This window comes from Microcystis sp. MC19 (assembly GCF_003019735.1).
GTDB lineage: Bacteria > Cyanobacteriota > Cyanobacteriia > Cyanobacteriales > Microcystaceae > Microcystis.
On the sequence record NZ_CP020664.1, the window covers coordinates 1,563,321 to 1,587,672 of the forward strand.

Annotated in this window: 24 protein-coding genes; 9 read left to right on the forward strand and 15 right to left on the reverse strand. The window is 42.2% G+C overall.

Annotation, left to right across the window (positions count from 1 at the left end; translation table 11 throughout):
* Positions 1 to 167 precede the first annotated feature (167 nt).
* From B5D77_RS08035 to B5D77_RS08045, 3 genes are all read right to left on the reverse strand, one after another.
* Complete coding sequence (locus B5D77_RS08035; RefSeq protein ID WP_008197612.1) at positions 168 to 1,829, reverse strand: NAD(P)H-quinone oxidoreductase subunit 4; 1,662 nt, start codon at positions 1,827 to 1,829, stop codon at positions 168 to 170.
* 124 nt (positions 1,830 to 1,953) lie between these two features.
* Entirely contained in the window at positions 1,954 to 2,655 is a 702-nt protein-coding gene (locus B5D77_RS08040) for an ABC transporter ATP-binding protein (RefSeq protein WP_008197614.1), read from the reverse strand.
* A 278-nt stretch (positions 2,656 to 2,933) separates the two neighbouring features.
* Positions 2,934 to 3,671, reverse strand: coding sequence for a septal ring lytic transglycosylase RlpA family protein (locus B5D77_RS08045; protein WP_008197615.1), 738 nt, complete (start codon positions 3,669 to 3,671; stop codon positions 2,934 to 2,936).
* 997 nt (positions 3,672 to 4,668) lie between these two features.
* Here B5D77_RS08045 and B5D77_RS08055 point away from each other — a divergent pair.
* Positions 4,669 to 4,875, forward strand: coding sequence for a type II toxin-antitoxin system HicB family antitoxin (locus tag B5D77_RS08055; protein ID WP_008197619.1), 207 nt, complete (start codon positions 4,669 to 4,671; stop codon positions 4,873 to 4,875).
* Between the two features lie 310 nt (positions 4,876 to 5,185).
* Here B5D77_RS08055 and B5D77_RS08060 read toward each other — a convergent pair whose 3' ends face one another.
* The 3 genes from B5D77_RS08060 to B5D77_RS27840 form a co-directional block, all read right to left on the reverse strand.
* The gene (locus tag B5D77_RS08060) at positions 5,186 to 5,518 is read right to left on the reverse strand and encodes a DUF5615 family PIN-like protein (RefSeq protein ID WP_106908607.1); all 333 of its coding nucleotides are present in this window, start codon (positions 5,516 to 5,518) and stop codon (positions 5,186 to 5,188) included.
* Entirely contained in the window at positions 5,515 to 5,739 is a 225-nt protein-coding gene (locus B5D77_RS08065; protein WP_002745983.1) for a DUF433 domain-containing protein, read from the reverse strand. The genes B5D77_RS08060 and B5D77_RS08065 overlap by 4 nt, the downstream gene beginning before the upstream one ends.
* Positions 5,740 to 5,978: 239 nt before the next feature.
* Entirely contained in the window at positions 5,979 to 6,521 is a 543-nt protein-coding gene (locus B5D77_RS27840) for a hemolysin (protein WP_106908608.1), read from the reverse strand.
* Positions 6,522 to 6,651: 130 nt separating this feature from the next.
* Here B5D77_RS27840 and B5D77_RS08075 point away from each other — a divergent pair, with 130 nt between their 5' ends.
* Positions 6,652 to 7,140, forward strand: coding sequence for a helix-turn-helix domain-containing protein (locus B5D77_RS08075; protein WP_106908609.1), 489 nt, complete (start codon positions 6,652 to 6,654; stop codon positions 7,138 to 7,140).
* Positions 7,141 to 7,206: 66 nt separating this feature from the next.
* On the opposite strand, the gene B5D77_RS08080 is transcribed toward B5D77_RS08075, so the two are convergent.
* From B5D77_RS08080 to B5D77_RS08085, 3 genes are read right to left on the reverse strand one after another with little or no spacing between them, the layout of a single operon-like run.
* Positions 7,207 to 7,638 (reverse strand): DUF29 domain-containing protein, encoded by a 432-nt coding sequence (locus B5D77_RS08080; protein WP_106908610.1) that lies wholly within the window; start codon positions 7,636 to 7,638, stop codon positions 7,207 to 7,209.
* Between the two features lie 30 nt (positions 7,639 to 7,668).
* Positions 7,669 to 7,833 (reverse strand): hypothetical protein, encoded by a 165-nt coding sequence (locus B5D77_RS25805; RefSeq protein ID WP_159036949.1) that lies wholly within the window; start codon positions 7,831 to 7,833, stop codon positions 7,669 to 7,671.
* Positions 7,805 to 8,512: a hypothetical protein gene (locus B5D77_RS08085; RefSeq protein WP_002740014.1), complete on the reverse strand. Its 708-nt coding sequence runs from the start codon at positions 8,510 to 8,512 to the stop codon at positions 7,805 to 7,807. Before B5D77_RS08085 ends, B5D77_RS25805 begins: the two co-directional genes overlap by 29 nt.
* A 371-nt stretch (positions 8,513 to 8,883) precedes the next feature.
* On the opposite strand from B5D77_RS08085, the gene B5D77_RS08090 reads away from it, so the two are divergent.
* From B5D77_RS08090 to B5D77_RS08100, 3 genes are all read left to right on the forward strand, one after another.
* Positions 8,884 to 9,612 (forward strand): Uma2 family endonuclease, encoded by a 729-nt coding sequence (locus B5D77_RS08090; protein ID WP_051011145.1) that lies wholly within the window; start codon positions 8,884 to 8,886, stop codon positions 9,610 to 9,612.
* Positions 9,609 to 11,054 (forward strand): precorrin-3B C(17)-methyltransferase, encoded by a 1,446-nt coding sequence (gene cobJ / locus B5D77_RS08095; protein WP_106908611.1) that lies wholly within the window; start codon positions 9,609 to 9,611, stop codon positions 11,052 to 11,054. The genes B5D77_RS08090 and cobJ overlap by 4 nt, the downstream gene beginning before the upstream one ends.
* 580 nt (positions 11,055 to 11,634) lie before the next feature.
* Positions 11,635 to 12,000, forward strand: coding sequence for a DUF1815 family protein (locus tag B5D77_RS08100; protein ID WP_008197647.1), 366 nt, complete (start codon positions 11,635 to 11,637; stop codon positions 11,998 to 12,000).
* A gap of 44 nt (positions 12,001 to 12,044) precedes the next feature.
* On the opposite strand, the gene B5D77_RS08105 is transcribed toward B5D77_RS08100, so the two are convergent.
* The 4 genes from B5D77_RS08105 to B5D77_RS08120 form a co-directional block, all read right to left on the reverse strand.
* Positions 12,045 to 13,010, reverse strand: coding sequence for a glycosyltransferase family 2 protein (locus B5D77_RS08105; protein ID WP_106908612.1), 966 nt, complete (start codon positions 13,008 to 13,010; stop codon positions 12,045 to 12,047).
* Entirely contained in the window at positions 13,007 to 14,665 is a 1,659-nt protein-coding gene (locus B5D77_RS08110) for a hypothetical protein (protein WP_106908613.1), read from the reverse strand. Before B5D77_RS08110 ends, B5D77_RS08105 begins: the two co-directional genes overlap by 4 nt.
* Before the next feature lie 88 nt (positions 14,666 to 14,753).
* On the reverse strand, positions 14,754 to 16,040 hold the full coding sequence (locus B5D77_RS08115; protein WP_106908614.1) for a glycosyltransferase: 1,287 nt from the start codon (positions 16,038 to 16,040) through the stop codon (positions 14,754 to 14,756).
* Between the two features lie 137 nt (positions 16,041 to 16,177).
* The gene (locus tag B5D77_RS08120; RefSeq protein ID WP_106908615.1) at positions 16,178 to 17,242 is read right to left on the reverse strand and encodes a formylglycine-generating enzyme family protein; all 1,065 of its coding nucleotides are present in this window, start codon (positions 17,240 to 17,242) and stop codon (positions 16,178 to 16,180) included.
* Positions 17,243 to 17,463: 221 nt separating this feature from the next.
* Between B5D77_RS08120 and B5D77_RS08125 the strand changes: the two genes are divergently transcribed.
* From B5D77_RS08125 to B5D77_RS08140, 4 genes are all read left to right on the forward strand, one after another.
* The gene (locus tag B5D77_RS08125; RefSeq protein WP_106908616.1) at positions 17,464 to 18,834 is read left to right on the forward strand and encodes a glycosyltransferase family 39 protein; all 1,371 of its coding nucleotides are present in this window, start codon (positions 17,464 to 17,466) and stop codon (positions 18,832 to 18,834) included.
* Positions 18,835 to 18,873: 39 nt separating this feature from the next.
* Positions 18,874 to 20,478 carry a glycosyltransferase 87 family protein gene (locus B5D77_RS08130; RefSeq protein WP_106908617.1) on the forward strand — a complete coding sequence of 535 codons (1,605 nt, stop codon included), beginning with the start codon at positions 18,874 to 18,876 and terminating at the stop codon, positions 20,476 to 20,478.
* Positions 20,479 to 20,542: 64 nt separating this feature from the next.
* Positions 20,543 to 21,400 carry a glycosyltransferase gene (locus B5D77_RS08135; RefSeq protein ID WP_106909974.1) on the forward strand — a complete coding sequence of 286 codons (858 nt, stop codon included), beginning with the start codon at positions 20,543 to 20,545 and terminating at the stop codon, positions 21,398 to 21,400.
* A gap of 203 nt (positions 21,401 to 21,603) precedes the next feature.
* The gene (locus tag B5D77_RS08140; RefSeq protein WP_008197712.1) at positions 21,604 to 22,074 is read left to right on the forward strand and encodes a DUF4079 domain-containing protein; all 471 of its coding nucleotides are present in this window, start codon (positions 21,604 to 21,606) and stop codon (positions 22,072 to 22,074) included.
* 191 nt (positions 22,075 to 22,265) lie between these two features.
* Here the strand turns inward: B5D77_RS08140 and B5D77_RS08145 are convergent, their stop codons facing one another.
* Both B5D77_RS08145 and B5D77_RS08150 read right to left on the reverse strand, forming a co-directional pair.
* Positions 22,266 to 22,820: a hypothetical protein gene (locus B5D77_RS08145; RefSeq protein ID WP_008197714.1), complete on the reverse strand. Its 555-nt coding sequence runs from the start codon at positions 22,818 to 22,820 to the stop codon at positions 22,266 to 22,268.
* A 253-nt stretch (positions 22,821 to 23,073) separates the two neighbouring features.
* Positions 23,074 to 24,342: an IS701 family transposase gene (locus B5D77_RS08150; protein ID WP_106908618.1), complete on the reverse strand. Its 1,269-nt coding sequence runs from the start codon at positions 24,340 to 24,342 to the stop codon at positions 23,074 to 23,076.
* Positions 24,343 to 24,352 lie beyond the last annotated feature (10 nt).

The window sequence follows — 24,352 nt, forward strand, 5'->3', positions numbered from 1 at the left end:
TCCCAATCCGATTTTCTGGGACTAACATCGGATTTTAACAGGTCAAAAGCCTTATTTTAAAAGGGTTTTACCATTATTCAGCAAACCCTAATTAATTATCTCCTCGAAAAAAAAATCAGGAGCAGAATTTCTACTCCCGATAACCTATTCACTTTAGACTTGCCAATTTATTGGAAGATACTGGCAACTTTGGCGCTTACGTCCGGTTGAGTTTCAGCGTAGATATTTTGACGAGTAGCGGCGATTTCTGTGTAAGCTTGACGCACTTCCGAGTTAACTGCCACCGTTTTCACATCGTAGATACGGGTAGCCAGTTGGGGATAGAAACCGATAGCGACAATCAAAGCGAGGAAAGAGACAGCGATAAAGATTTCTCTGGGTTTAGCGTCAATATATTCTGATTCGTCAGGAAGGACACAGCTAGTACCGAAACAAACTGCTTGTTCGTTACTTTTGTTGGGGAGAATGTTAGTAATATCGCAGGAAGAACCATCTCCGTAGAAAACTTGACGAAGCATGGAGAGTAGATAAATCGGGGTGAGGATTAAACCAACGGAAGCGAGGAAAACAGTCACAACCCGGAAGGTTTGGCTATAAACGTCACTGCTAGTGACACCGATGAATACGGTAATTTCGCTGGCAAAACCGCTCATTCCAGGCAACGCTAGGGAAGCCATGGCCCCGGCAGTAAAGAGAGCGAAGACTTTCGGCATCGCTTGAGCAATCCCACCCATCTCGTTTAAAGCTAAGGTATGGGTGCGGTCATAGGTGACACCAGCAAGGAAGAATAGGACGGCGGCAATTAAACCGTGGGAGAGCATTTGTAACATAGCGCCGCTAATACCCACATCGGTAAAGGAAGCAATCCCTAAAAGGACGAATCCCATGTGTGAAACCGAGGAATAAGCGAGACGGCGTTTCATGTTTTGTTGACCGAAGGAAGCGAAAGCACCGTAGATAATATTGACGACACCGAGAATCGCTAGAATCGGGGCAAAGTAGATGTGTGCATCGGGGAGAAGCTCCATATTAAGGCGTATTAAACCATAACCACCCATTTTGAGGAGAACACCAGCAAGAATCATCGATACAGGTGCAGAAGCTTCACCGTGAGCATCGGGGAGCCAAGTATGGAGGGGGAAGATGGCCAGTTTGACTCCGAAAGCGATTAATAAACCAGCGTAAAGGACTAATTCTAAAGCGAGGGGATAATCTTTAAATCCTAATTCCGCCATATCAAAGGTCATTGCACCACCACCGTAAAGGGCCATGGCTAGACCGGCAACGAGGATGAAGATAGAAGCGGCGGCGGTGTAGAGTAAGAATTTAGTGGCGGCATAACGACGTTTTTGACCACCCCAGATGGAAACGAGTAGATAAACGGGAATTAACTCGATTTCCCACATTAAGAAAAATAATAATAAGTCTTGGGCGACGAAAACACCAATCTGAGCGGCGTAGAGCAACAGCATCAGGAAGTAGAATAAACGGGGTTTGCGGTCCACTTGCCATGCGGCCAAGATAGAAAGGGTTGTCACTAATCCTGCTAATAAAACTAACGGTGCCGAGATACCATCTACCGACACCGCCCAACTTAAACCTATTTGGGGAACCCAATCGATTTTTTCTACTAATTGTAGGTTGGGGTTGCTTAAATCATATTTTTGTAAAAAGACGTAGCACATTAATATAAAGTCTGCTAGTCCGACTCCAAGAGCGAACCAACGAACGGTTTTTCCTTCCTTGTCGGGGATTACAGGGATTAGGAAAGAGGCAAGCAAGGGGAGCAAAATGATGGCAGTGAGCCAGGGGAAGTTAGCCGTTAGCATGGCAGTAAGAAAAAATACCTATTTCGTTATGTGTTCATTTTATGCGACTTTGTAAAATTTTGTAAATATTTTTTCTCCTACCTTTACCATAGGATTTTATCTATAGTTGCCGCATCATCATCGATTAACCCAAATAAGCTTGTTTGACCCGCTCATCCCTGAGTAAATCCCCGGCTTCTCCCGCGATAGTCAAGCGTCCCGCTGCCAAAACATAGCCGCGATTGGCAGTTTCTAGGGCTAAATGGGCGTTTTGTTCCACTAACAGGATAGTTACTCCCGATTCGTTTAATTGACGGATAATACTGAAGATTTCTCTCACTATCTGCGGCGCTAGTCCTAAACTGGGTTCGTCTAGTAACAATAACTTGGGACGACTCATTAAAGCTCTGGCGATCGCCAGCATCTGTTGTTCCCCACCGCTTAGGGTTCCCGCTAACTGCTCTCGGCGCTCCGATAGTCGGGGAAAAAGTTGCCACTGCTCTTCGATATCGCTTTTTACTGCTAGGCGATCGCTTCTGGTATAAGCACCTAACTGCAAATTTGTCAAGACTGTTTGACGCGCTAAGATTCTTCTCCCTTCCGGACTATGGGCAATTCCCCGCTTAACGATTTCATGGGGCGGTAAATGGGTAATATCTTGACCCTGATAGATTATTCGCCCCGTCTTTGCCGTTAAAAGCCGAGATATTGTCTTTAGAGTCGTCGTTTTTCCCGCTCCGTTCGCTCCAATCAGGGTGACAATTTCCCCCGTTTCTACCCTTAGGCTAACCTGCTGTAATGCCTTTATTCCGCCATAATTAACCGATAAATCGTTAATTTCTAACATAAACCCCGTCAAATCCCAATAGGATCACTATAGCAGTGATCCGTTACCAGTTATCAGTGATCAGTTACCAGTGATCAGTTACCAGTGATCAGTTATCAGTTACCAGTTACCAGTGATCAGATGTGAGTTTTTAGTCAGGGATAAGGAGGAAGCCTGAACATTTGTACTGAATTTTCCAAGACGCATTATTGAGTGAGGGGTATTGAGTAGCATTAACAGTGCTGTCTTTTCACTGCTTACTGTTTACTGATAACTGTTTACTGATAACTGTTTACTGATTATCTGCCTAAAACTTCCAAGACCACCGGGGCAACTCCCGATTGGAAGACACCGATAATCGCTGCCGCACCTCTGGATAGGTCGATGACGCGACCACCAGTAAACGGACCGCGATCGTTAATTCGCACCACCACCGAGCGCCCATTACGCAGATTAGTTACCCTAACCCTAGTGCCGAAAGGTAGATAGCGATGAGCGGCAGTTAAACCACCAGAGTTAAAAGTCTCACCACTAGCGGTGCGACGACCGTGGAAACCAGGACCATACCAAGAGGCCATTCCCTGTTTACGAGGCCGGCTGCTGGTTTTTGTCCCTTGGGTTGTTTTTGGCTTCTCTGGCGGTGTGACTGAGGCAGGATTGCTGGCCGGAACCGGTTTGACTTGATTGGGTTGTGATTGGGGTTGTATCGTCGAAGGAATGGCCTCTTGGGGCCGGGGTGTAACGCTTGCAGGGACGGTATTTTCTTTGTCCACTAGGGACTCCAAAGTTTTTAGAATTTCGTTAGCATTATTTTGAGGCGAACGTGATACTTTGATATCTGAATCGAATGTTCGACTATTGGAAAAAGCGGACAGAACGGTTTGAGAAGTGGACTCGATGACAGTTTGACGATCTATGCTAATGTCCGTCAGGCTGTTGCTGAGTCCCGCTGTCTGGGAACAAATTATCGACGCTGTAGTCCCCACTACGGTGAGGGCGGTTATAGCTTGTAGTTTGTTCAATTGTTGTTTGTTCATAGACTTTCTTATTGTGCGTTAGCAAGTTCCCAATGCAAAGCTGAAGGAATTTGCTAACATTCCTTTGAGTTTGCAGAGCTAACTTGGTTGCGTTCTGTTCAACCGTATCACGGAAAATTGGTTGGTCATTACGAGAATTTATATCGTTATCGGGCAAGAGAATCAAAAATTTAAATAAAGGGTTGACGTGCGCTAAAAACCAGGTTAGGATAAAAGGTTTTTAATTTTTTGTGTCCTAGAGGGGGTCAAGGTTAGGAAAACTTGGGGAATTAGTGAAATTTTGAGGGGGAATAATGCTAGTATTGACAAGGGTTTCAAGGATTATCAGCCCCCCGCGATTTCCCTCTATAGCAGCAGATAATGGTTAATAAAACTGTTTTCTTCGATACAAAAAACTAAATTTTTAAGATCAATGTTAAATCAGACCAAGGATCAGAGATTAAAAATTATAATAGGGGCTTGACAGGCAACTAAAAATAAGCTGTTATTAGCCAAACTTAACTATAGAATCAGAAATGCTGATACAGGCTAATAATAAATCCTGTTTAAAAGGGATAGGGAAGTGGGGAAGTGGGGAAGTGGGGAGTATTTTGCTGTGAACAGTGAACTGAAAACCCGCATCTGAATACTGAATACTCACTCCTAACCCCACGAAACGCTTTTTCGGCAAACCCTATATATATAGATGGCCGAGGTCCGAACGGGTGTGGGGTGTAGGGAAAGAAACCTCTTTCATCTGTGGTGGTGAAAATTTTTTCGTTGGGACTGACTGGAAAGAGGGTGTAGGGTGTAGGGTGTGGGGTGTAGGGAAAGAAACCTCTTTCATCTGTGGTGGTGAAAATTTTTTCGTTGGGACTGACTCCTAACCCCACGAAAAGCTTTTTCGGCAAACCCTATCTAATGTATGTTGGGTTTCCTTGGGTCAATCCAACCGACAAGAGCGGCTATAAAATCTAATATAATCAAGACAGCAGGTCATCCCATAGGTAATTCTCAAATGAATTATAAGATTGAAATAGAACAAGAAGAAGATGGACGATATATTGCTGAAATCGTCGAACTTCCGGGAGTTTTAGTCTATGGCAATAGTCAACAGGAAGCTATTGCTAAAGTTCAAGCACTTGCTTTGCGTGTCTTAGCCGATCAACTTGAACAGGGAGAACTTCCAGAAAATCACCTAAATTTATCATTTGTTGCTCTATGAGTCAATGGTCAGCAACGAAAGCCAAACAAGTTTTAAAAGCATTAAAAAGCATAGGTTGGAAAATTAAACGCAGTGGACTGTTTCAGCTAAAATAGGGCAATAGATTTCGGCTTAAAGTCTTAAATTATAGAATTTATAGCATTTTTCTAATACACCAAATTAACTGAAACAATCCAGTAGGGTGTGTTAGCGATAGCGTAACACACCAATTTAATAATAAATTTGCTGCGTGGGGAGCGGATTATTGATTTTGGTTTTTTAACAGAATTAGTAACCGCAAACACACACCCTACAAGATCAGCGATCACACTCAACTTAATATCAACAGACTTTCTGTTTCACTATCAAAAAATTCAACAATAATTAAAAAATAAACTCTTAAAATTTCGATAATCTTTGCAGTTGGACTATTGCCAATACGAAGATAGATAAATTTGGGTGGATGACCATATAATAGACTGCGCTGATGAAAATCGGCATCTTTAGAGACAATTACAAAATCGTTGAATTTGGCAAATTCCCAGATAAGTGCATCATCAGTATTGATCAGTCCTAAAGTCTTGACGTGCTGAGAATCAGAATATAAATCAATTATTTTATCAATAATCCGATCTAACAAATTTTCATCTAATAACAGTTTCATAAAGAGGTGATAAATAATTTTTTCTCTCGATCAGCAGCAAAAGCCAAACAAGCTTTGATATCCTCGGAAGTTAATTCTGAAAAATCCTCAAGAATTTCTGCTTCTGTCATTCCTGCTGCTAAATATTCTAGAATATCGTACACAGTTATACGCATTCCTCGAATGCAGGGTTTTCCGCTTCGTTTTCCAGGTTCAATGGTAATAATGTTTTGGTAACTCATAATGCTTTAATTATTTGGACTTTCCCAATTATATCTTATTCGATGACAGAGATCGCACTCCACCCCACCGACAAGAACGATCACCCTTCAACTTCGTACCACTCTTAGGGTGTAAAGTGCGAAAGCGTAACGCACCAATTTAATAATAAATTTGGTGCGTGGGGCGCGGATTATTGATTTTGGTTTTTGATCAGAATTGGTAGCCGCAAACACGCACCCTACAAAATCTGATAGTTGCATTAAACAAAGTTAAAATAACTACTATTTAATTGTAAACTACTATTATCTTGAACAACTGCTATCAAATCTGTACCATTATAAATAAGTGTATCTGAAGCACCTCCTCCAACCATATTTTGTTTTTTAAGAGTAATACCAGTTACTGCAGATACTCCACTTCGTTTAACTTGAATGCGATCAACAAAAGAGGTAAAATCAGCTATTACTGCATAACCTGGTCCCATATTAAGATTACCTCGATTATTCCCAATTACAAATGTATCACGACCCGCACCTCCAACTAAAGTATCATATTCTGGGACAGTTAGACCGGGGATGCCGTAGTAATAATTAAGAGTGTCCGATCCTTGCAAAATATCGTCACCATCGCCTCCATCAAGATAGTCATTTCCTTCACCTCCCGCAAGAGTATCATTTCCACGACCGCCATATAATTTATCATCCCCACCAGCCCCAAAAATATAATCATTTTGAGCAGATCCGTAGATTCTATCGCCATTTTTAGTACCAGTATAACTGGTAGGAAGAGTATAACTAGGCATATTTAATTACCTCAATTAAAAAGTGGTTGTTTACTAATCATTTACAATAAGTTATAGTTCTACATCATTCAATTAGTCAACACTAGGAATTATGCTAGAATCTGACTAGGAAATTTTTAGGCAAAAATTTATGGATACCAATAATGACCCTTTTTCCCGAGCTATGAGTCAGTGGGACTTAGAAACTCTTTATCTTGATCTTGCTTCTGTTAAGGGAAAGCGACTGACTCCTACTGAAAAAAAACATTTACAAGGATTACTCTGCGGTTATAGTCCCACAGAAATTGCTGAAAAACTCAATAAGAGTCGTAAAGGAGTTGAGGTAGATTTATGTACTACGCTCTATCAATACGTTAAAGAACTGGTTGGTAATAATAATGGCAAGGTAGAGAATTGGCGTAATATTGCTGAATGGTTAGAGGATGCTGGTTATAAAAAAGATTTTTCTCTTGAATACGATGCCAGTGATTCTATTTCTGCTTTCATTGTTGTGAAAAGAGCGAATATAAAGATTGAAAAAAATCAATTGATGATTGATGTCAATATTCGTTTAGCAACTCCTTTGCCTTCAGAAATGTCAGCAATAAATATTGAAAATAGAGAAGAAGAAAATCACTAGGGGTTTCGGCTGGTTTTGGTAGGCACAATGTATTCTAAGATACAGTCGTTAGGTGAGGAGATTCGTCTATCGTTCCGACAAATGAAGAGAACGATTTAAAATATCCTCAATACCGTAGGGACAAACGGGGGGAAACTCTAATCCCGTCTCTCTAAAGGCATCGGAACAAGCAACAGCATAGAGTTTAAATAGGCTTTCATCGGTTAAATATCGCTTTAAACTGGGGCTATCGTCCAAATAAAGCCTAATATTAGCTCTTTCTCGCTGAATAGTTCCCAACCAACCCCTGGATCGCCGTTGAGGTTGATAGTCCCACTTTAATAAATGATGCAAAATTAATCTGAGACTAGCAAGTAAGCGATCGCGCTCCCGTTTCGACAAATCCCGCACCTCTTCGACTAAATTCTCAATATCTAACTCGGAAAACCGACCGGAAGCTAATAAATCGGCCATTTGTTCGGCCCAAAGTCCAAAGTCTTGCTCATAGGATGCCGTCATCAATTTATCTCCTTCTAAGCTTAATTAACATTATATTAAACCTCTTGCATAATTAATTTTTGATGGTTCAAAAACAGCAAAAACAAGGATTAAATTAGCCAAAATCTGTAAATTATTATTCATTGATGACTGAGAAACTGGTATCTTTTCAAAGATCGCCGAACCATTAACGGGTTTTGCGTCTTCGGATGACATTATTAGAATAACGAGAAGGTTTTGGCCGGGGTTCTTTTCCCCCTCCCAATTCGCGACTAACTTGCTGAAAAATATCCCGTCGCAGCACAGGATATTCCCCTATCCACTGGTCGAGTTGGGGAAGATGGACATCAGAAAGCTGATTGATATCCCCTAAATCGGGGTCTCGAGACATTAACAAAGCTTCGGCCACCATCCCGGGACGGATCGATTTATGGATGCGTTTGAGGGGAGCGCGAACGATCGCCGAAAAGCCAGTTTGATCACCGATTTCTAGATTAATACAGCGTTGGCGATTTTCGATAATCTCTAATTCCCCGCGTTTATTGACCCTTTCTTCTTCCCCGATTAATTCCTCGGTGACAAAAGCATCGAAAACGCGACCGCGCCAAAACCCCCCGTAGGGAAGACGACGATAGGTATTATTGCGAACACTGGCCCAATAAACCGGACCCCAGAGCCAATATAAACCGGCGATAATGTCGAAAATCAGTTTAATTGTTAAACCACCGGGACCGAATAAATTACCGATTAACCAAGCTGCGGTGAGAGCGATGATAGAAATGAATAAACGGCGCAGAAAATCAGACCATTTACCCCAATAGTGAGCGTACTGGGGACCTGTGGCGATAATCGGGACAATTTGCTCGATCGATTGACGGGTAAGGGGAACCAACATTATCAGTTATCGATTATCAGTTATTAGTTATAGTGTGCCTAATTGACTCGTGAATGGGTAGGCTCTAGAAGAGGACGTTTACATTTCATTTAGGTGCGCTATATCAGTTATGACAGCGTTTCTCATAACTAGATGAAGTGTAACCTAATTTGGTATCGACTACCGACTTCCCAAAAGGAAAATTTTGTACCTCATCACTAAGATAAATGGTATAGTTTTGAGTAATTGTCTATCTGTTGGTCGCCATTCATTCCATCGCTAAAAGCTCAGGAATTCCGGGAAAATTTCAGTTAAAAATTAAATCCCTCAAGAAGTCCAATGAAACAATCTATAATAAAATCAATGCTGTTTTGTTCCCAAAGACTGCCACCATGACTTCTTCTCCGGTTAAATCCTTAACTTCTCAGATTGTAACCACTCAACATTTACCCCCGTTAGAAAATGGGGATCGCTTAATTCGTCCCGAATTCGAGCGCCGTTATCAAGCTATGCCAGGATTAAAAAAAGCCGAACTGATCGAAGGAGTTGTATATATGGCATCCCCATTAAGGTTTAAATTTCATGCTGAACCCCATGGCAATCTTGTGGGTTGGCTATGGACATACAAAGTTGCTACCCCCCAAGTACAAATGGGTATTGAGCCAACAGTCCGCTTGGATATCGACAACGAACTACAGCCGGATGGGGTGTTATTAATTAGTCAAGAAAGCGGGGGAAAATCAACCCTAACTGTAGAGGGATACCTAGAAGGAGCGCCGGAATTAGTGGTAGAAATTGCCGCTAGTAGTGCCGCCATAGATTTAGGGGATAAAAAACGTGCTTATCGTCGCAGTGGCATTCAAGAATACCTTATTTGGCAGGTATTTGATCAAAAGATTGATTGGTTTAGTTTAGAAAATGGCGATTATATTTCTTTGTTACCCAACCAAGAAGGGGTGATTTGCTCTCTAGTATTTCCGGGTTTGTGGTTAGATATTTCAGCCATGCTCAACGGCAATATGTCACGGGTGTTGGACATCTTAAAGGCTGGAATTAACTCGGTAGAGCATCAAGAATTTATCCAAAAGTTAACTGCAACGCAGTCAGGGGAAGCCAAATGAAACCTCCAGCTATTCTCATTTTAGGAGAAACCAGTATTCCCGTGGCTCGTCAAGTGCAAATGGCCCTACCGGAAGCAGTGGTTTATGGGTTAATAAATCGTACCCATTCGGCAGATTTTACCTATACTAATTTTGGTGAAACGGTGCGAGAATTTTTCCAGACGGGAACGCCAATTATTGGCATTTGTGCGGCGGGTATTTTGATTCGCACTTTAGCACCTTTATTAACTAATAAATGGCAAGAACCGCCTGTATTAGCAATCGCAGAAGATGGCAGCGCCGTAGTGCCTTTGTTGGGGGGTTTACAAGGGGTTAATGATCTCGCTCGTCAAATTGCCTCGGTTTTGCAAATTTCCCCCGCAATTACCACCACTGGTGATATTAGATTTAAAACGACTTTATTATCGCCACCACCGGGTTATCAGTTAGTTAATCCCGATGATTCTAAGAAGTTTCTTGCCGATTTATTGGCTGGTGAAAAAGTAAAATTAATCGGTGAAGCGGACTGGTTAAAAAATAGTAATTTACCGATTTCATCAGATGCAAAACTGAGCATTGAGATTACCGATAAAAATAACTTAAACTTAGCAAAACCTAGCAGTGACTGTTTAGTTTATCTCTGGGAAGAAAGCCAGGAAATTAAGGAAAAATCTGGTTTACTACTGGGGGATTTAGACCTGGAAAGTCAAGGTAAATTAGCCATAGTTGGAACTGGACCGGGTGCGCTAAATTGGATGTCGCCAGAAGTTCGAGAAGTGTTGGAAAAAGCCACGGATTGGGTGGGTTATAAAACTTATTTGGATTTGGTAGAATCCCTGAGAAAACCAGAAATTGTCCGCCATGAATCGGATAATCGGGTGGAACTCGATCGAGCGGAAATTGCCCTAGATTTAGCGGCTAAGGGGCGATCGGTTGTCTTAGTTTCCTCTGGAGATCCCGGCATTTATGCCATGGCCGCGGCCGTGTTTGAGGTATTAGAAAAAAAAGCAAAACCAGCATGGCAGCAGGTGGCCATTCAGGTCTGTCCAGGGATTTCGGCCATGCAAGCGGCGGCTGCTAGGGTTGGCGCGCCTTTAGGCCATGATTTTTGTGCGATTTCCCTATCAGATATTCTCAAATCTTGGCAGGTGATTTCTCAGCGCATTGAGTTAGCAGCCCGAGCAGATTTAGCGATCGCATTTTATAATCCTGTGTCTCAAGAGCGCACTTGGCAATTGGAGAAGGCAAAAGAGATTTTATTACAATGGCGATCGCCGCAAACTCCCGTGGTATTAGCGCGTAATTTAGGGCGAAAAGGGGAAACAGTGACGGTAAAATTCCTAGAGGATATGACTATTAACGATGGGGATATGCGAACCATAATTTTGATCGGATCGAGTAAAACTCGCCTGATTGAGCAGGGTAAAACCAAGCAGTGGGTTTATACTCCACGTCACTATTAAGTAGGGTTTGCGGCAAAAAGTTTTTCGGTGGGTGTAGGGTGTAGGGTGTAGGGTTTTAGCGATTTTGAGGGGGTCAATTACCTAATTTTCAGGGAAAAAGTACCTGAATTTTCCCCCCGATCACTCCGGGATCTGGTACTTTTTGGTTGACAAAAAGTCTAAAAGTCTTACCCCACAAGGTTTTTAGATTTATTCAGCCAACCCTAATTACCGGTTACTGTTTACCGATCGCTGAAACAAGCTCCCATCTCCCTCCCTATCTGCAATAGAGCCATAGCTTTATGTAATTGTCAATATAGATTTACGAACTTTTTTGTCGAAACCGGATCTTAAACTTTAAAAATAGGCATGATGGGAATAGTTGGGATCGAGGGGGTGGAAAGACGGATAAACTGGTGGCTTTGTAGTTATATATACTTGGCGAACTCAGGAATTCACGCTACCCTAGGCCTCGGGTTCTTTACATTTTGTTACTTAACATCCGTAAAAAAACTTGGTTCACATACCTTATTTTCTCAAGCAAGAATCTTAAAAAAGTATTAAGGTTTTATAATTGAGGAGTGTTATCAGGAGGAAAATTGTGTTTAAACGACTTGCAGAACAGCATCGCCAACTGGTCAAAGACTTAGTCATGGATTTACAGGCCTTAGCGATCGCACTAGAAAATCAAGGTTATCTAGCATCTTGCTACACCTGTGGCGGTCAAATGAACAGCGCATCCTTTATGGTGGGATTGGGGGAAACCCATCTAATTCGGTTTCTCGTGTCTGATTACGGCATCACCTGGACAGAAATGCGCGACGATCGAGAGTTAATGAAACTCGAAGGTGCGGAAGCCATCAGCCAACTAGAGGAATTAGCCAATCTGATTAAATATCAAATTTCGCCAGCGGAATTTATTGGCAAAAAACCCGCCTCCGTGCTGCAACGGTTGGAGACGGTTTAAACGGAGATGTGACCTAGACTTGTATGTTTAGGGAGCTTTTTTCCCTAAGCTTTCAGCCAACTGTTAGCTAGATAAGCCATTCGTTTCATCTCTTTTCGTCCCCGGGAGACGGAATCGAGGATCATGCCACAGGTCAAACCTAAAAAGGCTAAAAGCATGATCGAGGCCGATAAAATAGCGGTGGGAAAACGTGGTACTAAGCCAGTTTCGAGGTATTCAAACAGGACGGGGATCGCTAACAAGAGGGCAATAACCGCCAAAATCAGCGAAACAAGGCTAAAAAAGAGAAAAGGACGAATTTCTTTAAATAGTAGGATAGCGGTTCCCAATACCCGCCAGCCATCTTGAAAGGTTTTTAACTTACTTTGGGAACCCTCGGGACGTTCCCCGTAGAGGGTTGGTTCTTCAGCGAAGGGAATTTTTAATTCTAAAGCGTGGATAGTTAACTCGGTTTCAATCTCGAAACCATTGGACAAAGCGGGAAAAGATTTGACGAAACGACGAGAAAAGATGCGATAACCGGAGAGCATATCGATTAAACGCGCTCCAAACAGAAATTTCACGAATCCCGTTAAAAATAGATTACCGGCGCGATGACCCCGGCGATAAGCCTGGGAGGATTTTGCCGCTTCCCGACGCGCACCGACCACCATATCTAACTGTTCTCGCAGCATTCGTTCAATTAAGCGTCGTACTGCCGCAATTTCGTAGGTATCATCACCATCGATAAGAATATAGATATCGGCCTCGATATCAGCAAACATTCGCCGGACAACATTGCCTTTCCCCGGTTGGGTTTCCTGACGCACGATCGCCCCGGCTTTGAGTGCCTCCGTCACGGTATCATCGCTAGAGCGGTTGTTATAGACATAAATTGCCGCTTCTGGCAAAAAAGTTTGGAATTGGGAGACAACTTTAGCGATCGTTAGTTCTTCATTGTGACAGGGAATGATGGCGGCGATACGGTAGTTTTTCAGGGAAATCGGCGGAATAGCAGTCATTTCGATCATGGCTGACGACAATGTTTAATGATAGTTAGGGGGGTTTCTTGGCGTTGGACGGCATGAACAAGGGTACAATGGGGGAAAGCCTGGAAGTAATCGTATCGGGATATAGCTAGATAATAATCGGGGTCGGCGGCCTTTCCCCAAGCAAAGTCATCTCGATAGATCATTGTCAAGTTTCGTTGCTGATCCTCTACCATTTCCGCCGCAAACATCGGACCGGCAACGACGATGGTAGAGTTAGCGGCGGCATTTTGATTAAGCCATTCCATCCCCTCTTTGAGACTTAATCCCCAGTAATCGGTTTCCTGTTGACCGTGAGCAGCTTTTAAGCCCCCGTAGGCGCGGTTATAGTAGGTGTATTCGTAGGGATGCAGACTGATCATGTCATAGACGATGACGCTAAAGTTGAGGATTAGCAGGGTCGTTAGAAAGATTTTTATTGACTTTCGCTTGAGTTTATGGTGTGTCCAAATAATAGCCGTAGTTGCGATCGCTGCTAGGGCGGGAATGACAAATAAAAAGTGACGGATGCCGTCGTAGAGGGTAGATTGACGCAGGATAGCAACGGTAGGCAGTAAAAAAGCTTGGAGTACGGTGATTAGGGCGCATGCACGCTGGGTTGGCGTTAATTTGGTCATTTTTGTCAAAATACCCATGACACCGACCAGGACGGCGATTTGCAGGAGGACGGGGGTGGTGAGGGAAAATAGCCGGGGTAGATAGTACCAAGGCAGGGAACGACCGGGGATATTTTGACCGTCAAAGAGAACCGTATTATCCCAGATGTTATACTTGGACATGAGGGTTATCGCTTCGATAAACCAAGTAATCGGGTCTCTCCAAGCGGCGGGGTGGACAATATAGGTGGTTATTGCCCAAAAAAATATAATAACTGCGTATAAGGGCAGAAAACGCCAGAGGGTTTTGGGGAGGGTTTTGAGATCCCATCGGGCCACCAGATGGGCGAAGATGAGATAAAAGAGGATAAAAAAGCCACCGATGCGAATTCCAGTGATTAAACCAACGATAATCCCGTAGAGACAAGAATAAACGGTTAAACGGTTAAATCCTAGTTTAATAGCCTGATTTTCGGACTGAAAATATTGATCCAGCAATAGGGAACCTGTGAAGGTTCCGAGGGTGAACATGGCGGCAAAGGGGATATCTTTGGGATTAAAGAAGCTATGGCCCCAAAAAGCGGGAAATAGGGCTAAAATTAGCGCACCTAACCAAGCAGATTCGATTCCTGCTAGGATAGCGACGATTCCCACCACCGATAGATAGGTAATCAGGGAAAAAAGAAAGGTGACGACGTGCTTAACCCGGGTTATTTGCCAGATCCTCGATAGCCATTCATCCTTATCGGTGGGATTGGGGGGAAGATTGGCAGTAGCGGGGAAAAATTTTTCTTTGGTTTCGTAGATAAGTTGGGATATGTAGTTAAAATAAAAGCCGTAATGACGTGACATTTCTGATATGGGCTTGTTTTCTCGGATATGTTCGAGATTATGATTGACCATATCCACTTCGATCGGTTCGTCCCAAGTGATGCCGTAGTTACCGACAACCGCCAGACCGATGGTAGCAATAGAGAAGATAGTGGCGATAATTTTTAGATAATCTCTAGGGATAGAAAATCTGTGACCTAGGAATTTCATTATCGGGATAAGGTAGGGTAAAAATTTTACAATTTAGTATACAAGAATTAGGAAAAAATCAAGAACGGGGAATAATAGTATTAACCAGTTATTTTTCGGGGGGGGGGTCTAATTTTACCTCGGTTACTCGCCAACTAAGTTTGAGATTGATCCAGAAATTCCAGATTGTCACCATGGCGATCGCAATTAAGTTAGCAATATAACGATTGATATGTAAGACATTAAAGAAAAAGTTTAACAGCAGCACATTGAGGAGCAAACCAGCTAAACAGATCAGATTAAATTTCAGAAAACGTTTCAGACGTTGCTGCCACTGATTTTGACCGGTGGACAAATCGCCGAAAGTCCAACGGTCGTTCCAGAGAAAATTATTAATAATGGCCACCTCGGCGGCGATAATCTTACTGCGAGTTACTCCCCAAGCGAGGGTGCTGGGATCGCTCAGGAGATAGAAAATAGCCATATCGACGAATACCCCGCTCAATCCCACCACACAGAAGCGCAGAAAGCGATCGAGGGGGAATTGCCCTTCCAGACGAACGAAACCACCTTTAGAGCGTAATTTTAGCAGATGTAGGACGTATTCGATGTATTGTTTCCAAGTTACTTTGCTTTCCCCTTGCTGACGTTCTTGGAAAACGTAGCCAACCTCAGCAATTGTCCTGATCTGACCGCGGCCGATGACTTCTAGCAGAATTTTATAACCCATCGGGTTGAGGACGGGTCCAGCGATCGCTGATCGTCGAACCATAAAATAACCACTCATCGGGTCCGATACCCGGCCAACCACACTAGGAAGAATTAATAATCCCAAAAGTTGCGCGCCCCTGGAGAGAAAACGTCGGGTGAGACTCCACTCGCTGACTCCCCCACCAGCCAGATGACGACTAGCGACGGCGAGGTCGGCTCCTGCTTGGATTTGCCCGAGGAGTTGCAGCAAAATTTCGGGGGGATGCTGCAGATCTGCATCGATGACACCGAGGATTTCCCCCTCGGCCAGCTGCCAACCCCTTACCACTGCCGAGGAGAGTCCTTTTTCCCCTTGCCGGCGCATAACCCGTAGTCGGGGATAGTGAGTCATCAAAGTGGCGGCGATTTCCCAGGTGCGATCGGGGCTATCATCATCAACAAGGATTAATTGATAATCTTCGGGGAGAGTTTGAGCGAGCAAATCGTCTAGGATAGCGATTAGGGAAATAATATTCGGCTTTTCGTTATAGGTGGGGATGATCAGAGACAGGGAGAGGGGACGGGGGAGAGAATTCTCCAGACGACCATCCTCCTGACCGTTTGTTTCCCCAAATGGGGTGGAAAAAGGTACTTGCAGAGGACCGTTCGGGCAGGGGAGAAGGGAGGGGATTTGTGGGATGGTCATGAAAAATCTTTTGACTCGCTCACATAGAGAATTAATCTTTGGATAGGCTGCCTAGGAGAAAAGTTTCTAGATCATTGGGGATAAGTGAGACTTCTTCCCATTAAATCACACAGGGTTGTAATTCCTTCACTGCTGCTTTACTGGCTAATCTCGGCCATGACGCGGAACCCCAAGACGCTGTAACGTTTTTCCGGCAAACAGAAGGTTCGGTTAGCGCTGCGACAGTGATTGGCTTCATCACCCCAACTGCCCCCGCGCACAAGACGGGCTTTTTGATGACGGGGATGGATTCTCTCATCGAGAGTCAGCCAAGGTTGACCATCGAGGGGGGGATTCCGATTATAGTTTCGGTGCCAAACATCGGCGCACCATTCTGCAACATTGCCGTGAATATCGTAGAGACCGAAGGCGTTGGGTGGATAACTGCCCACAGGGGTAGTGCGAGTTATGTAATTACCCGGCGGTTCGTCGGCGTAGGGATTGAAGGCGGCATAATAGTTAGCTTGGGCGGCGGTTAAGGTTTCGCCCCCATAAAAGGGGGTGGTAGTTCCAGCGCGACAGGCGTATTCCCAGCGCGACTCGCTCGGTAGACGATAATCTCTGCCAGTAGCTCTAGAAAGGCGTTGACAGAATTCGATCGCTTCGTACCAAGATACCCTTTCAATGGGATGATTTGAGCCAGTGAAAAAAGCGGGATCGGGATTGATGTCTATATTAACAGGCGGTAAAGATGCGATCGCCAGCCATTGGGCTTGAGTGATTGGGTATTTTGACAGTAAAAAGGCTTTGTTTGTCACTGAACGCTGGGGTTTTTCGCTGCCGGTGCGATCTCCTCTTTCTTCTGGAGGCGAACCTTGTAGGAAACTGCCGCCCGGAATATACACCATTTCTAGGTCGATGCCAGGAGCGAGGGGTTGGCGAGTAGAGCGAGCAGTGTGGAGAGAGCGAGAGTTAATTTCACCATTACGAGCTATTGTTACGGTTTCAAACGAATATTCGCTAAATTCTAGGCTCTTGGCTTCGATGGCAACACTCTCGGTTAAAAACCGAGCGAGATTGGCTTGATCTGCCTGCGTCAGGGAATTAGTGCGTCGAGGGGCTAAGATGGTGGCAATACCCACTCCTCCTGTGGCTAGGACGGTTAATTTGAGAAAACGCCGTCTTGGTAACGATCGAGGCTGATGGTACTCTAAGTTTTTCATGATTTTTTGCGCTATTCTTTCCCACGATAGCCGATCGACTAGGGTAACGACTTTCCCCCTTTACCAAAAATGTCGGCGATCGGGTTCTATCTCAGTCTAGAGTGGTGCTATCTGGGGCGACAATCTTTGTATTTAAGTGAGGGCTGTTTTTCGAGAGGCTCCCTCATTGACCATGCTACAATGGCACTGGTTAAGTACAAACAACAAAAAGATACAAGATAATGACCCGACAAGAGTTTTTATTAAAAAGTTTTAGCAAGTTTAATTTTCGTCTCTGTCTGGGTCTCTTAATTACTGGATTAGGTTTAATCTTAAGATATTATCAGTATGATTCCTTGCCTCCCTATAACTGGACTCAAGATGAATTTGCTTTTGCTTGGAGTGGCATGAGTTTGATTCAAGATGGAGTTCCTACCAGTTGGTCTTTCCTCAGTCCCACGGATGATTTTTTGGTGACAGTTTGGGAAAAAACTGCTGTTCGTTATCGTTTTGTTACCCCTTGGTTCGATCATCCTCCCTTGTTTGGATTAATTGTGGGTATGACGGCTATTTTATCGGGAGCAAAGGAATTTTTTGACTGTAGTTTAACAGTAATTAGGATTCCTTCTTTGGTTTTTGGCACTCTCTCTATTTTCTTACTTTATTTATTAGCTTTACGTTTGACTAATACCGGGGTGGCGATTATAACTTCTTTAATTTTTGCCACTAACCCCAATACGGTTTTTTTATCTCGTTTAGCAGTTAGTGAAAATTTATTATTATGTCTAAGTTTAGCGGTAGCACTTTTATTCCTTCAGTACCATGAAAAGTCTCAAAACAAGTATCTATATTTGGCTATAGTTCTAGGTGGTTTAGCACCTTTAGTTAAGGTGACAGGATTATATATTCTAGCTTCTCTAGTCGCTTTACTATTATTCCAAAAAAATTGGCGAGATAGCTTAATCGCTTCTCTGACGGCAGTTTTATCCCTAGGTTTGTATTACCTTTACGGTTGGTTTTATGATTTTAGTTGGTTTTTAACTACTCTCCAAGAACATAAAAATCGCTTTACGGATTTTGCTATGTTAAAAAATCTAGTTTTACCTACAGTTTTTTTTGAGGATGGTTGGTTAATTTTTAGTTGGATTACTCTACTGTTAGTTGCCAGATTTCCTTTAAAAATATCTAAAATACGATTAGTTATTTTTCCTATATTAATCTATACAATTCTTCTTATTTTTTCTGGCGCTCAAAGCCATTACTATGCTTGGTATGTAATTCCTTACTATGGATTTCTCTTGCTAGTGCTTGGTATATTCTTAGACGATTTTCGTAAAAACTCTGATTTTATCGGTGCTGCCACTATCTTTATTTTTCTTGTCGTTTGGTCGGTGAATTTAAATATTAAGGATTGGGTTTTTAGTTCTCCTTACGGTAGATATTACTTTATTATCGGAACGGCAATTATTTTAGGGGGATTTTTCTTTAATGATTTAACTGAGAAAAAATCGAAAATTTTAACTAATTTTGTCAAGATAATCATGCTGATCGTCTTTTTGGGATTGTTACTAGGTAATCTTAATCTTATCCTTAACTATAAATTGCCAAGTTAAGCGAGTAAAACTAAACAAATAAATCTTGAATTTTCAATTATGACAAACCTCAAACGTTTTCCACTTTCTCATCCCTTATTTTGGGCAATTACCTACTTTATTGCTTTGGGGATTATCTCGGTTATTTTAGGTCAAGATGTTAGTTGGGATTTACGCAATTATCATTTCTATAATCCCTATATGTTATTGACAGGAAGGTTCAAGTATGATGTCCTACCCGCGCAGATACAAACTTTTTTTAATCCCCTGGTTGATGTTCCCTTTTTCGTCGCTGTTTATTATCTGAAACTGCCTCCGATTGTCGTGGGGTTTTTAATGGGAGGATTTCACGGGTTAAATCAATGCTTAGTTCACCTAATTACCTATCATTCCCTCGATAAAGTTTCCGAAAGATACAAGATAACTCTAAGCATAGCGGCAGCGATTACCAGTATTTTTGGGGCAGCCTATATCTCGGAGTTAGGAACCAGTATTGGTGATAATACCACCAGTGTTTTTGTTCTGGGAGGATTATTTTTTATAGTTAGTAGTTTAGGGAAAAATCTGCCAATTCCCTCTAAAAATACTCTTTTAGCTGGATTCTTACTAGGATTAGCAACGGGGTTGAAATTAACCAATGCTTTATATAGTATTAGCTTTTTGGTAGCTATTAATTTTTTACCTAATTCTTGGTCTGATAAATTGCGTAACCTCCTGTTATCAATTCTCTCAATGGCCGTGGGTTTTAGTCTCACTGCTGGTTATTGGATAATCTTAATGTGGACAAAGTTTGCTAATCCTCTTTTTCCCTTCTATAATAAAATATTTCAATCTCCTTATATTGAGACCGACTACAATTTTAAAGGGATACAATATTTGCCTAAAGATATCTGGCAATGGTTGTTTTATCCTGTTTATTTTATCCATAGACAAACTCTTGTCTCTGAGGTTCCTTTCCAAGATAGCCGATTAGCTATCACCTATTTATTGATAATTTTACTAATATTAGTAATTATTTTTTGTGCTATTTCTAAGCGCAATCTATCCTCTGAACCTGACTTAATCTACGGTGCAGTTTTAGGTTTTTTACTACCTTTTTATCTGACCGCTTACTCTATTTGGTTAGTGGGATTTTCTATCTATCGTTATCTGATGCCATTAGAATTAATCAGTCCCACTTTAATTATCTTGATTATTGCCTATCTTTATCCTCGCAAGAAACCTTTATTAATCATAAATCTGCTAATATTTTCCTTAATTGTCACTACGGTTAAACCGATGGATTGGTGGAGAATGGGATGGTCAGATAATTATTTTGGTATCGATAGTCAAGCATTAAAACCCTACGAAAATTCCACGATTGTTATCTGGGGAGATGAAGGAACATCTTTTATCGTCCCTTATTTTCCCGCTTCGACTCGTTTTGTGAGACTCAAAGGCAATACTGGAGTCAGTGAGGGAACTTTAATGCGAAAAAATGCCGAGACATTTATTGCTAATACTCCCCCAGAATCTCTCTACATTCTCCAGACGGACTTTAATAAAAAATCTCCTGATATAGTGGGGGATTTAGCGAAGGAAAATCTCGTTATTGATTTCCAAAGTTGTCAACCCTTTCCCACCAAAATCGAAAAATTTAATCTCTGTCGTCTTCAGAAAAAGTAATCCTCACGGGAAAGCTATGCTCTAACAATTGTTAATTGCCAGTGACTCCTACCTTTTATCTGTAATGATTTATATATTAACTGTTAACTACAATTGCGCGGAATTAATTAAGCGTTTAATCGCTTCCCTCGACGATGACTTATCTGCTACTCTCATCATTGTTAACAATTCCACTGAAGATAAAAATATCCAATCTTTAGCAGCGCAAAGAGTCAAGATTATTGAAGCGGGGGAAAATTTAGGATTTGGGAAAGGATGTAATCTGGGACTTGATTGGATTTATCAACAAGACAGAGAAGCTATCGTTTGGTTAGTTAATCCTGACGCTTACTTATTACCCGACTCTCTGGAGAAAGCAAGCAAATTTTTTCAGCAATATCCGGAAGTTGCCATCGCTGGTACAGAAATTTACGAACCGGATGGTAAAATCTGGTTTGGTTGGGGAAAATTTAATGCCAAAATCGGCACAATTAACGTGGTGGAGGAATCCTTAGACTATGGAGATAAACCCTATCTTATTCCTGACTGGGTGACGGGATGCAGTTTATTAATTAATTTCTCGAATTTTTCCACTTGTCCCCATTTTGATCCCGATTACTTTCTCTACTACGAAGACTTTGATTTTTCCCGAAGATACGCAAATCAAGGCTATTTAGTTGTTGTTACCAATCAGATTAAAATTATTCATGAACCATCTTCTATCACCCGTCGCTATGGTTATCTAAGACTAACTCATAATATCTATAGTTATCTTCTCAGTCTCGAAAAACATACAACTTTAACTATCCTTGTTTATCGCTTGCTGCGGATGAGTTTTATGTCTTTACTGATCCTTCCTATTAAACCAAAATTCTCCCTAGCTAAGTTAGAAGGAATTCAACTCTATTGTCAAAGAATTATCACTAAACCGCGTCTAGGTTGAAACCCTTAGTTTTGCCGCTTCTGGCATTATTCTTACTAAATCCTGTTTAAAAGCTATAGGAGAGGGGGAAGTGGCGCGTAGTGGTGATGGTGAGCTATGTTGCTGATCTAGTCTGACAAGTCTAATGACCCGAAAAATAAGGAAGAGTGAGCGATTCATGTTAATTTTTATTAAGAAGAGATCTTTGATGAGAACAGACAACTATGAACTTCGAGATTCCCAGTGCCGTAAAAACTTGGTCACAATTTGGCCATCCCATTCTCATGTGGGTTTTATTAGGATTAACTATCTATGCCCTCTATTCGGGGCTACAATGGCGACGGACGCGTACAGCAGATAAGGACCTAAAAAAACAATTATTGCCCAAGGATTTTCGCACTAAACACTATCAAATTGGCTCCCTAATCCTCGCTTTAATGGTCTTGGGGACGATCGGGGGTATGGCGGTGACTTATATTAATAACGGTAAATTATTTGTCGGTCCCCATCTGCTGGCCGGTTTAGGGATGGTGGGTTTAATCTCGATCAGTGCCGCTTTAGTACCTTTAATGCAAAAAGGGAATGAATTGGCCAGAATCACTCATATTACCCTTAATGTCGTCATTTTAGGTCTTTTTGGCTGGCAAGCCTTCACGGGAATGGATATAGTCCAGCGTATTCTCAGCAAAATGTAAGAAACTCTGAACAGATAGGATGCGTCATCAGACGCATCTAACTCTAAAAAGTGCTTTCAAAATTAATCACAAGTTATAGAATCTTTCTGACGGGTAGAAACAAAAACCAAAAAATCAAAATAAAGAGATATGGAGTTTCTCATAAAGATGAAGTGTAACCTAATGTAGTCGTACAAAATAAAATGAGATGACTATTGAGGAGAAGACAAGTCGCGGAAAATCTGGCTGGCGATGGCTGCACTGCGGCGAATTTGTTCAATTTCGGAAAGACTTTGCCAATTTTCGGTTTCGATAGTGGTTTCGCTCTGGCCATTACGCATAGTATAGGCGTAGGGACGGGCAAAAACCTCTAAATCTTCTGGAGACCATTGGGGAAAAAGCTCGCTAAGACAAACAACAAGGCGCTCAAATTTATCTAGTTGACTATTAACTAGATTTTCAGCACTTTCTATTAGACGATTTAAATGTTCGGCCGGCAGTAAAGAGGCAAATTTATCAAAGATATTAGACTGGGGTGAAACGGAAACAGTCGGGAATTTTTGCTGTAAACTGCTAAAGAATCGATGAGCTTGTGCTTCAAGCACCGTCGCTTCTAGTCCTTCACACAGAGAAAAAGGCGTTTCTGTCACGTCTAAGGGATGATTACTCTCCACATCGGTTACATCCCAGGGATAGGTGACTTCTTCTTCAATCAGGATTGCCAGAAGTTCCCAGGTAATCTGTTCAGATAGGGATAAATGACTCATAAATAACACTCCATATTTTAGCCTTTGTGGTGTTCAATGAGTAACTACATCTCGGTTTTGACAATTCCCGAAGCTATCAATAGACTTCTGCTGCAAGTCAGACAAAAGGCACTCTTGCCATAGTAGCAATAATCAACCCTTGTATATTATTATTAACTATTTTTTCAGTTTTGCCAGGGGTTGATCGGAAAAGTGGCATACTACCATTTTTCTAAAGTAATGGCAGAGATAGTTAATGGGACTTAAACAAATTTCAAGCCCAAACAAAGCCTAAACTGGCTTTGTAAGCGGCAAACACATCCCGATTCTCGGTCAGCCACTCAAAGAAACGGAAAGACATCGCTGTCCGAAAAGCTGCCAAGGCTTCCACAAAAGTGTTTAAAGGTCGATTCGCCCACCGCCTTTGCAATCCCCCAGTTAACTGATGCCACAGGATAAATGTATAGGCACAAAACACCAAGATAAAATGACGAAGTAAGCTTCGTTTATCCCTGACTTGGTATTCCCTTAACCCTAACCATCCTTTGGCTTCTCTGTAGAATACTTCCAACCAATTTCTTTCGGTGTAAGTCTTGACTATCCACGACGCTGTTACTGTATCTGCCTCGACTACATTGGTGATGAAATAGTCCACCTCTGTTGCTTTTTCAATTGAACTTGCATTCATGACGATAGCCAAGTTCCTTTCTCCTTCTAGTTGAGATATTTTCGCTCTGAATACCACTACCCAAACCGTTTTTTCTTGATCTAGATTTAGGGTGATTTTCTCCCAATCCTTTTCTGATAGGCTTTTTGCTAGTTGCTCAAGCTGGATTGTTTCTTCCACACCCCCTTCTTTTTCAATAATTACTTTTCGATTTTTTGCCAATCCTCCTAAGTATTTTAGCTTTCTTTCTTCCAGGGCTTTTAGAAAATTTGTCTTGTTGCCATAACCAGCATCTATTAACACGATTTTCGGTCGATAGCCTCTGGTTAAGCTCCAGTCAATTAAATCTATCGCTATCTCCGGTTTCTTCTTAAATTCTTTGTCTTCTTTCCCCTCGGCTAAGGAACTAGCTGGTTGATAAATTTCAATGTCTAGGGGTACACTTTTTTTGCCGTCGTAGAGATGAGTAGTGACGGCGACTATTCCGTTGTCTGTCTTGCCAATTTCTCCCAAGTACTGCCTCTCAACTCCGGCGGTCAGATTGCCACTTTTTCGATGTCCTGAGTCATCGACAATCAGGGAAAATCCTCGGGGTATTTGCGTCCGGCGGCATTGGTTCATCACTTGCAACCGACATTCATTCACCTGACGGTCTGACCAAGGAGATTCGGTCAAAAAGTGATGTAATCGGTTATAAACTACTCCGACGGCATTATTGGCGATTTGAGTGAGGTTTTTCCTCTCACTTTCCCCTAATAATCCTCCTAAATATTGTCTGAAGCCGTTTTTTTGCGCTTCGTTTTTGAAGCAATTGTCAAACCGCCGACACCATCGGTCAAAGCAGGGAGGCATCGCAGCTGGGGTTGTCTCTTTCATCGCTGATCTT

Coding starts and splice junctions, on each gene's coding strand:
- B5D77_RS08035 (WP_008197612.1), bottom strand. CDS start 1,829: ATGCTAACGGCTAACTTCCCCTGGCTCACTGCCATCATTTTGCTCCCC.
- B5D77_RS08040 (WP_008197614.1), bottom strand. CDS start 2,655: ATGTTAGAAATTAACGATTTATCGGTTAATTATGGCGGAATAAAGGCA.
- B5D77_RS08045 (WP_008197615.1), bottom strand. CDS start 3,671: ATGAACAAACAACAATTGAACAAACTACAAGCTATAACCGCCCTCACC.
- B5D77_RS08055 (WP_008197619.1), top strand. CDS start 4,669: ATGAATTATAAGATTGAAATAGAACAAGAAGAAGATGGACGATATATT.
- B5D77_RS08060 (WP_106908607.1), bottom strand. CDS start 5,518: ATGAAACTGTTATTAGATGAAAATTTGTTAGATCGGATTATTGATAAA.
- B5D77_RS08065 (WP_002745983.1), bottom strand. CDS start 5,739: ATGAGTTACCAAAACATTATTACCATTGAACCTGGAAAACGAAGCGGA.
- B5D77_RS27840 (WP_106908608.1), bottom strand. CDS start 6,521: ATGCCTAGTTATACTCTTCCTACCAGTTATACTGGTACTAAAAATGGC.
- B5D77_RS08075 (WP_106908609.1), top strand. CDS start 6,652: ATGGATACCAATAATGACCCTTTTTCCCGAGCTATGAGTCAGTGGGAC.
- B5D77_RS08080 (WP_106908610.1), bottom strand. CDS start 7,638: ATGACGGCATCCTATGAGCAAGACTTTGGACTTTGGGCCGAACAAATG.
- B5D77_RS25805 (WP_159036949.1), bottom strand. CDS start 7,833: ATGTCATCCGAAGACGCAAAACCCGTTAATGGTTCGGCGATCTTTGAA.
- B5D77_RS08085 (WP_002740014.1), bottom strand. CDS start 8,512: ATGTTGGTTCCCCTTACCCGTCAATCGATCGAGCAAATTGTCCCGATT.
- B5D77_RS08090 (WP_051011145.1), top strand. CDS start 8,884: ATGACTTCTTCTCCGGTTAAATCCTTAACTTCTCAGATTGTAACCACT.
- cobJ (WP_106908611.1), top strand. CDS start 9,609: ATGAAACCTCCAGCTATTCTCATTTTAGGAGAAACCAGTATTCCCGTG.
- B5D77_RS08105 (WP_106908612.1), bottom strand. CDS start 13,010: ATGATCGAAATGACTGCTATTCCGCCGATTTCCCTGAAAAACTACCGT.
- B5D77_RS08110 (WP_106908613.1), bottom strand. CDS start 14,665: ATGAAATTCCTAGGTCACAGATTTTCTATCCCTAGAGATTATCTAAAA.
- B5D77_RS08115 (WP_106908614.1), bottom strand. CDS start 16,040: ATGACCATCCCACAAATCCCCTCCCTTCTCCCCTGCCCGAACGGTCCT.
- B5D77_RS08120 (WP_106908615.1), bottom strand. CDS start 17,242: ATGAAAAACTTAGAGTACCATCAGCCTCGATCGTTACCAAGACGGCGT.
- B5D77_RS08125 (WP_106908616.1), top strand. CDS start 17,464: ATGACCCGACAAGAGTTTTTATTAAAAAGTTTTAGCAAGTTTAATTTT.
- B5D77_RS08130 (WP_106908617.1), top strand. CDS start 18,874: ATGACAAACCTCAAACGTTTTCCACTTTCTCATCCCTTATTTTGGGCA.
- B5D77_RS08135 (WP_106909974.1), top strand. CDS start 20,543: ATGATTTATATATTAACTGTTAACTACAATTGCGCGGAATTAATTAAG.
- B5D77_RS08140 (WP_008197712.1), top strand. CDS start 21,604: ATGAACTTCGAGATTCCCAGTGCCGTAAAAACTTGGTCACAATTTGGC.
- B5D77_RS08145 (WP_008197714.1), bottom strand. CDS start 22,820: ATGAGTCATTTATCCCTATCTGAACAGATTACCTGGGAACTTCTGGCA.
- B5D77_RS08150 (WP_106908618.1), bottom strand. CDS start 24,342: ATGAAAGAGACAACCCCAGCTGCGATGCCTCCCTGCTTTGACCGATGG.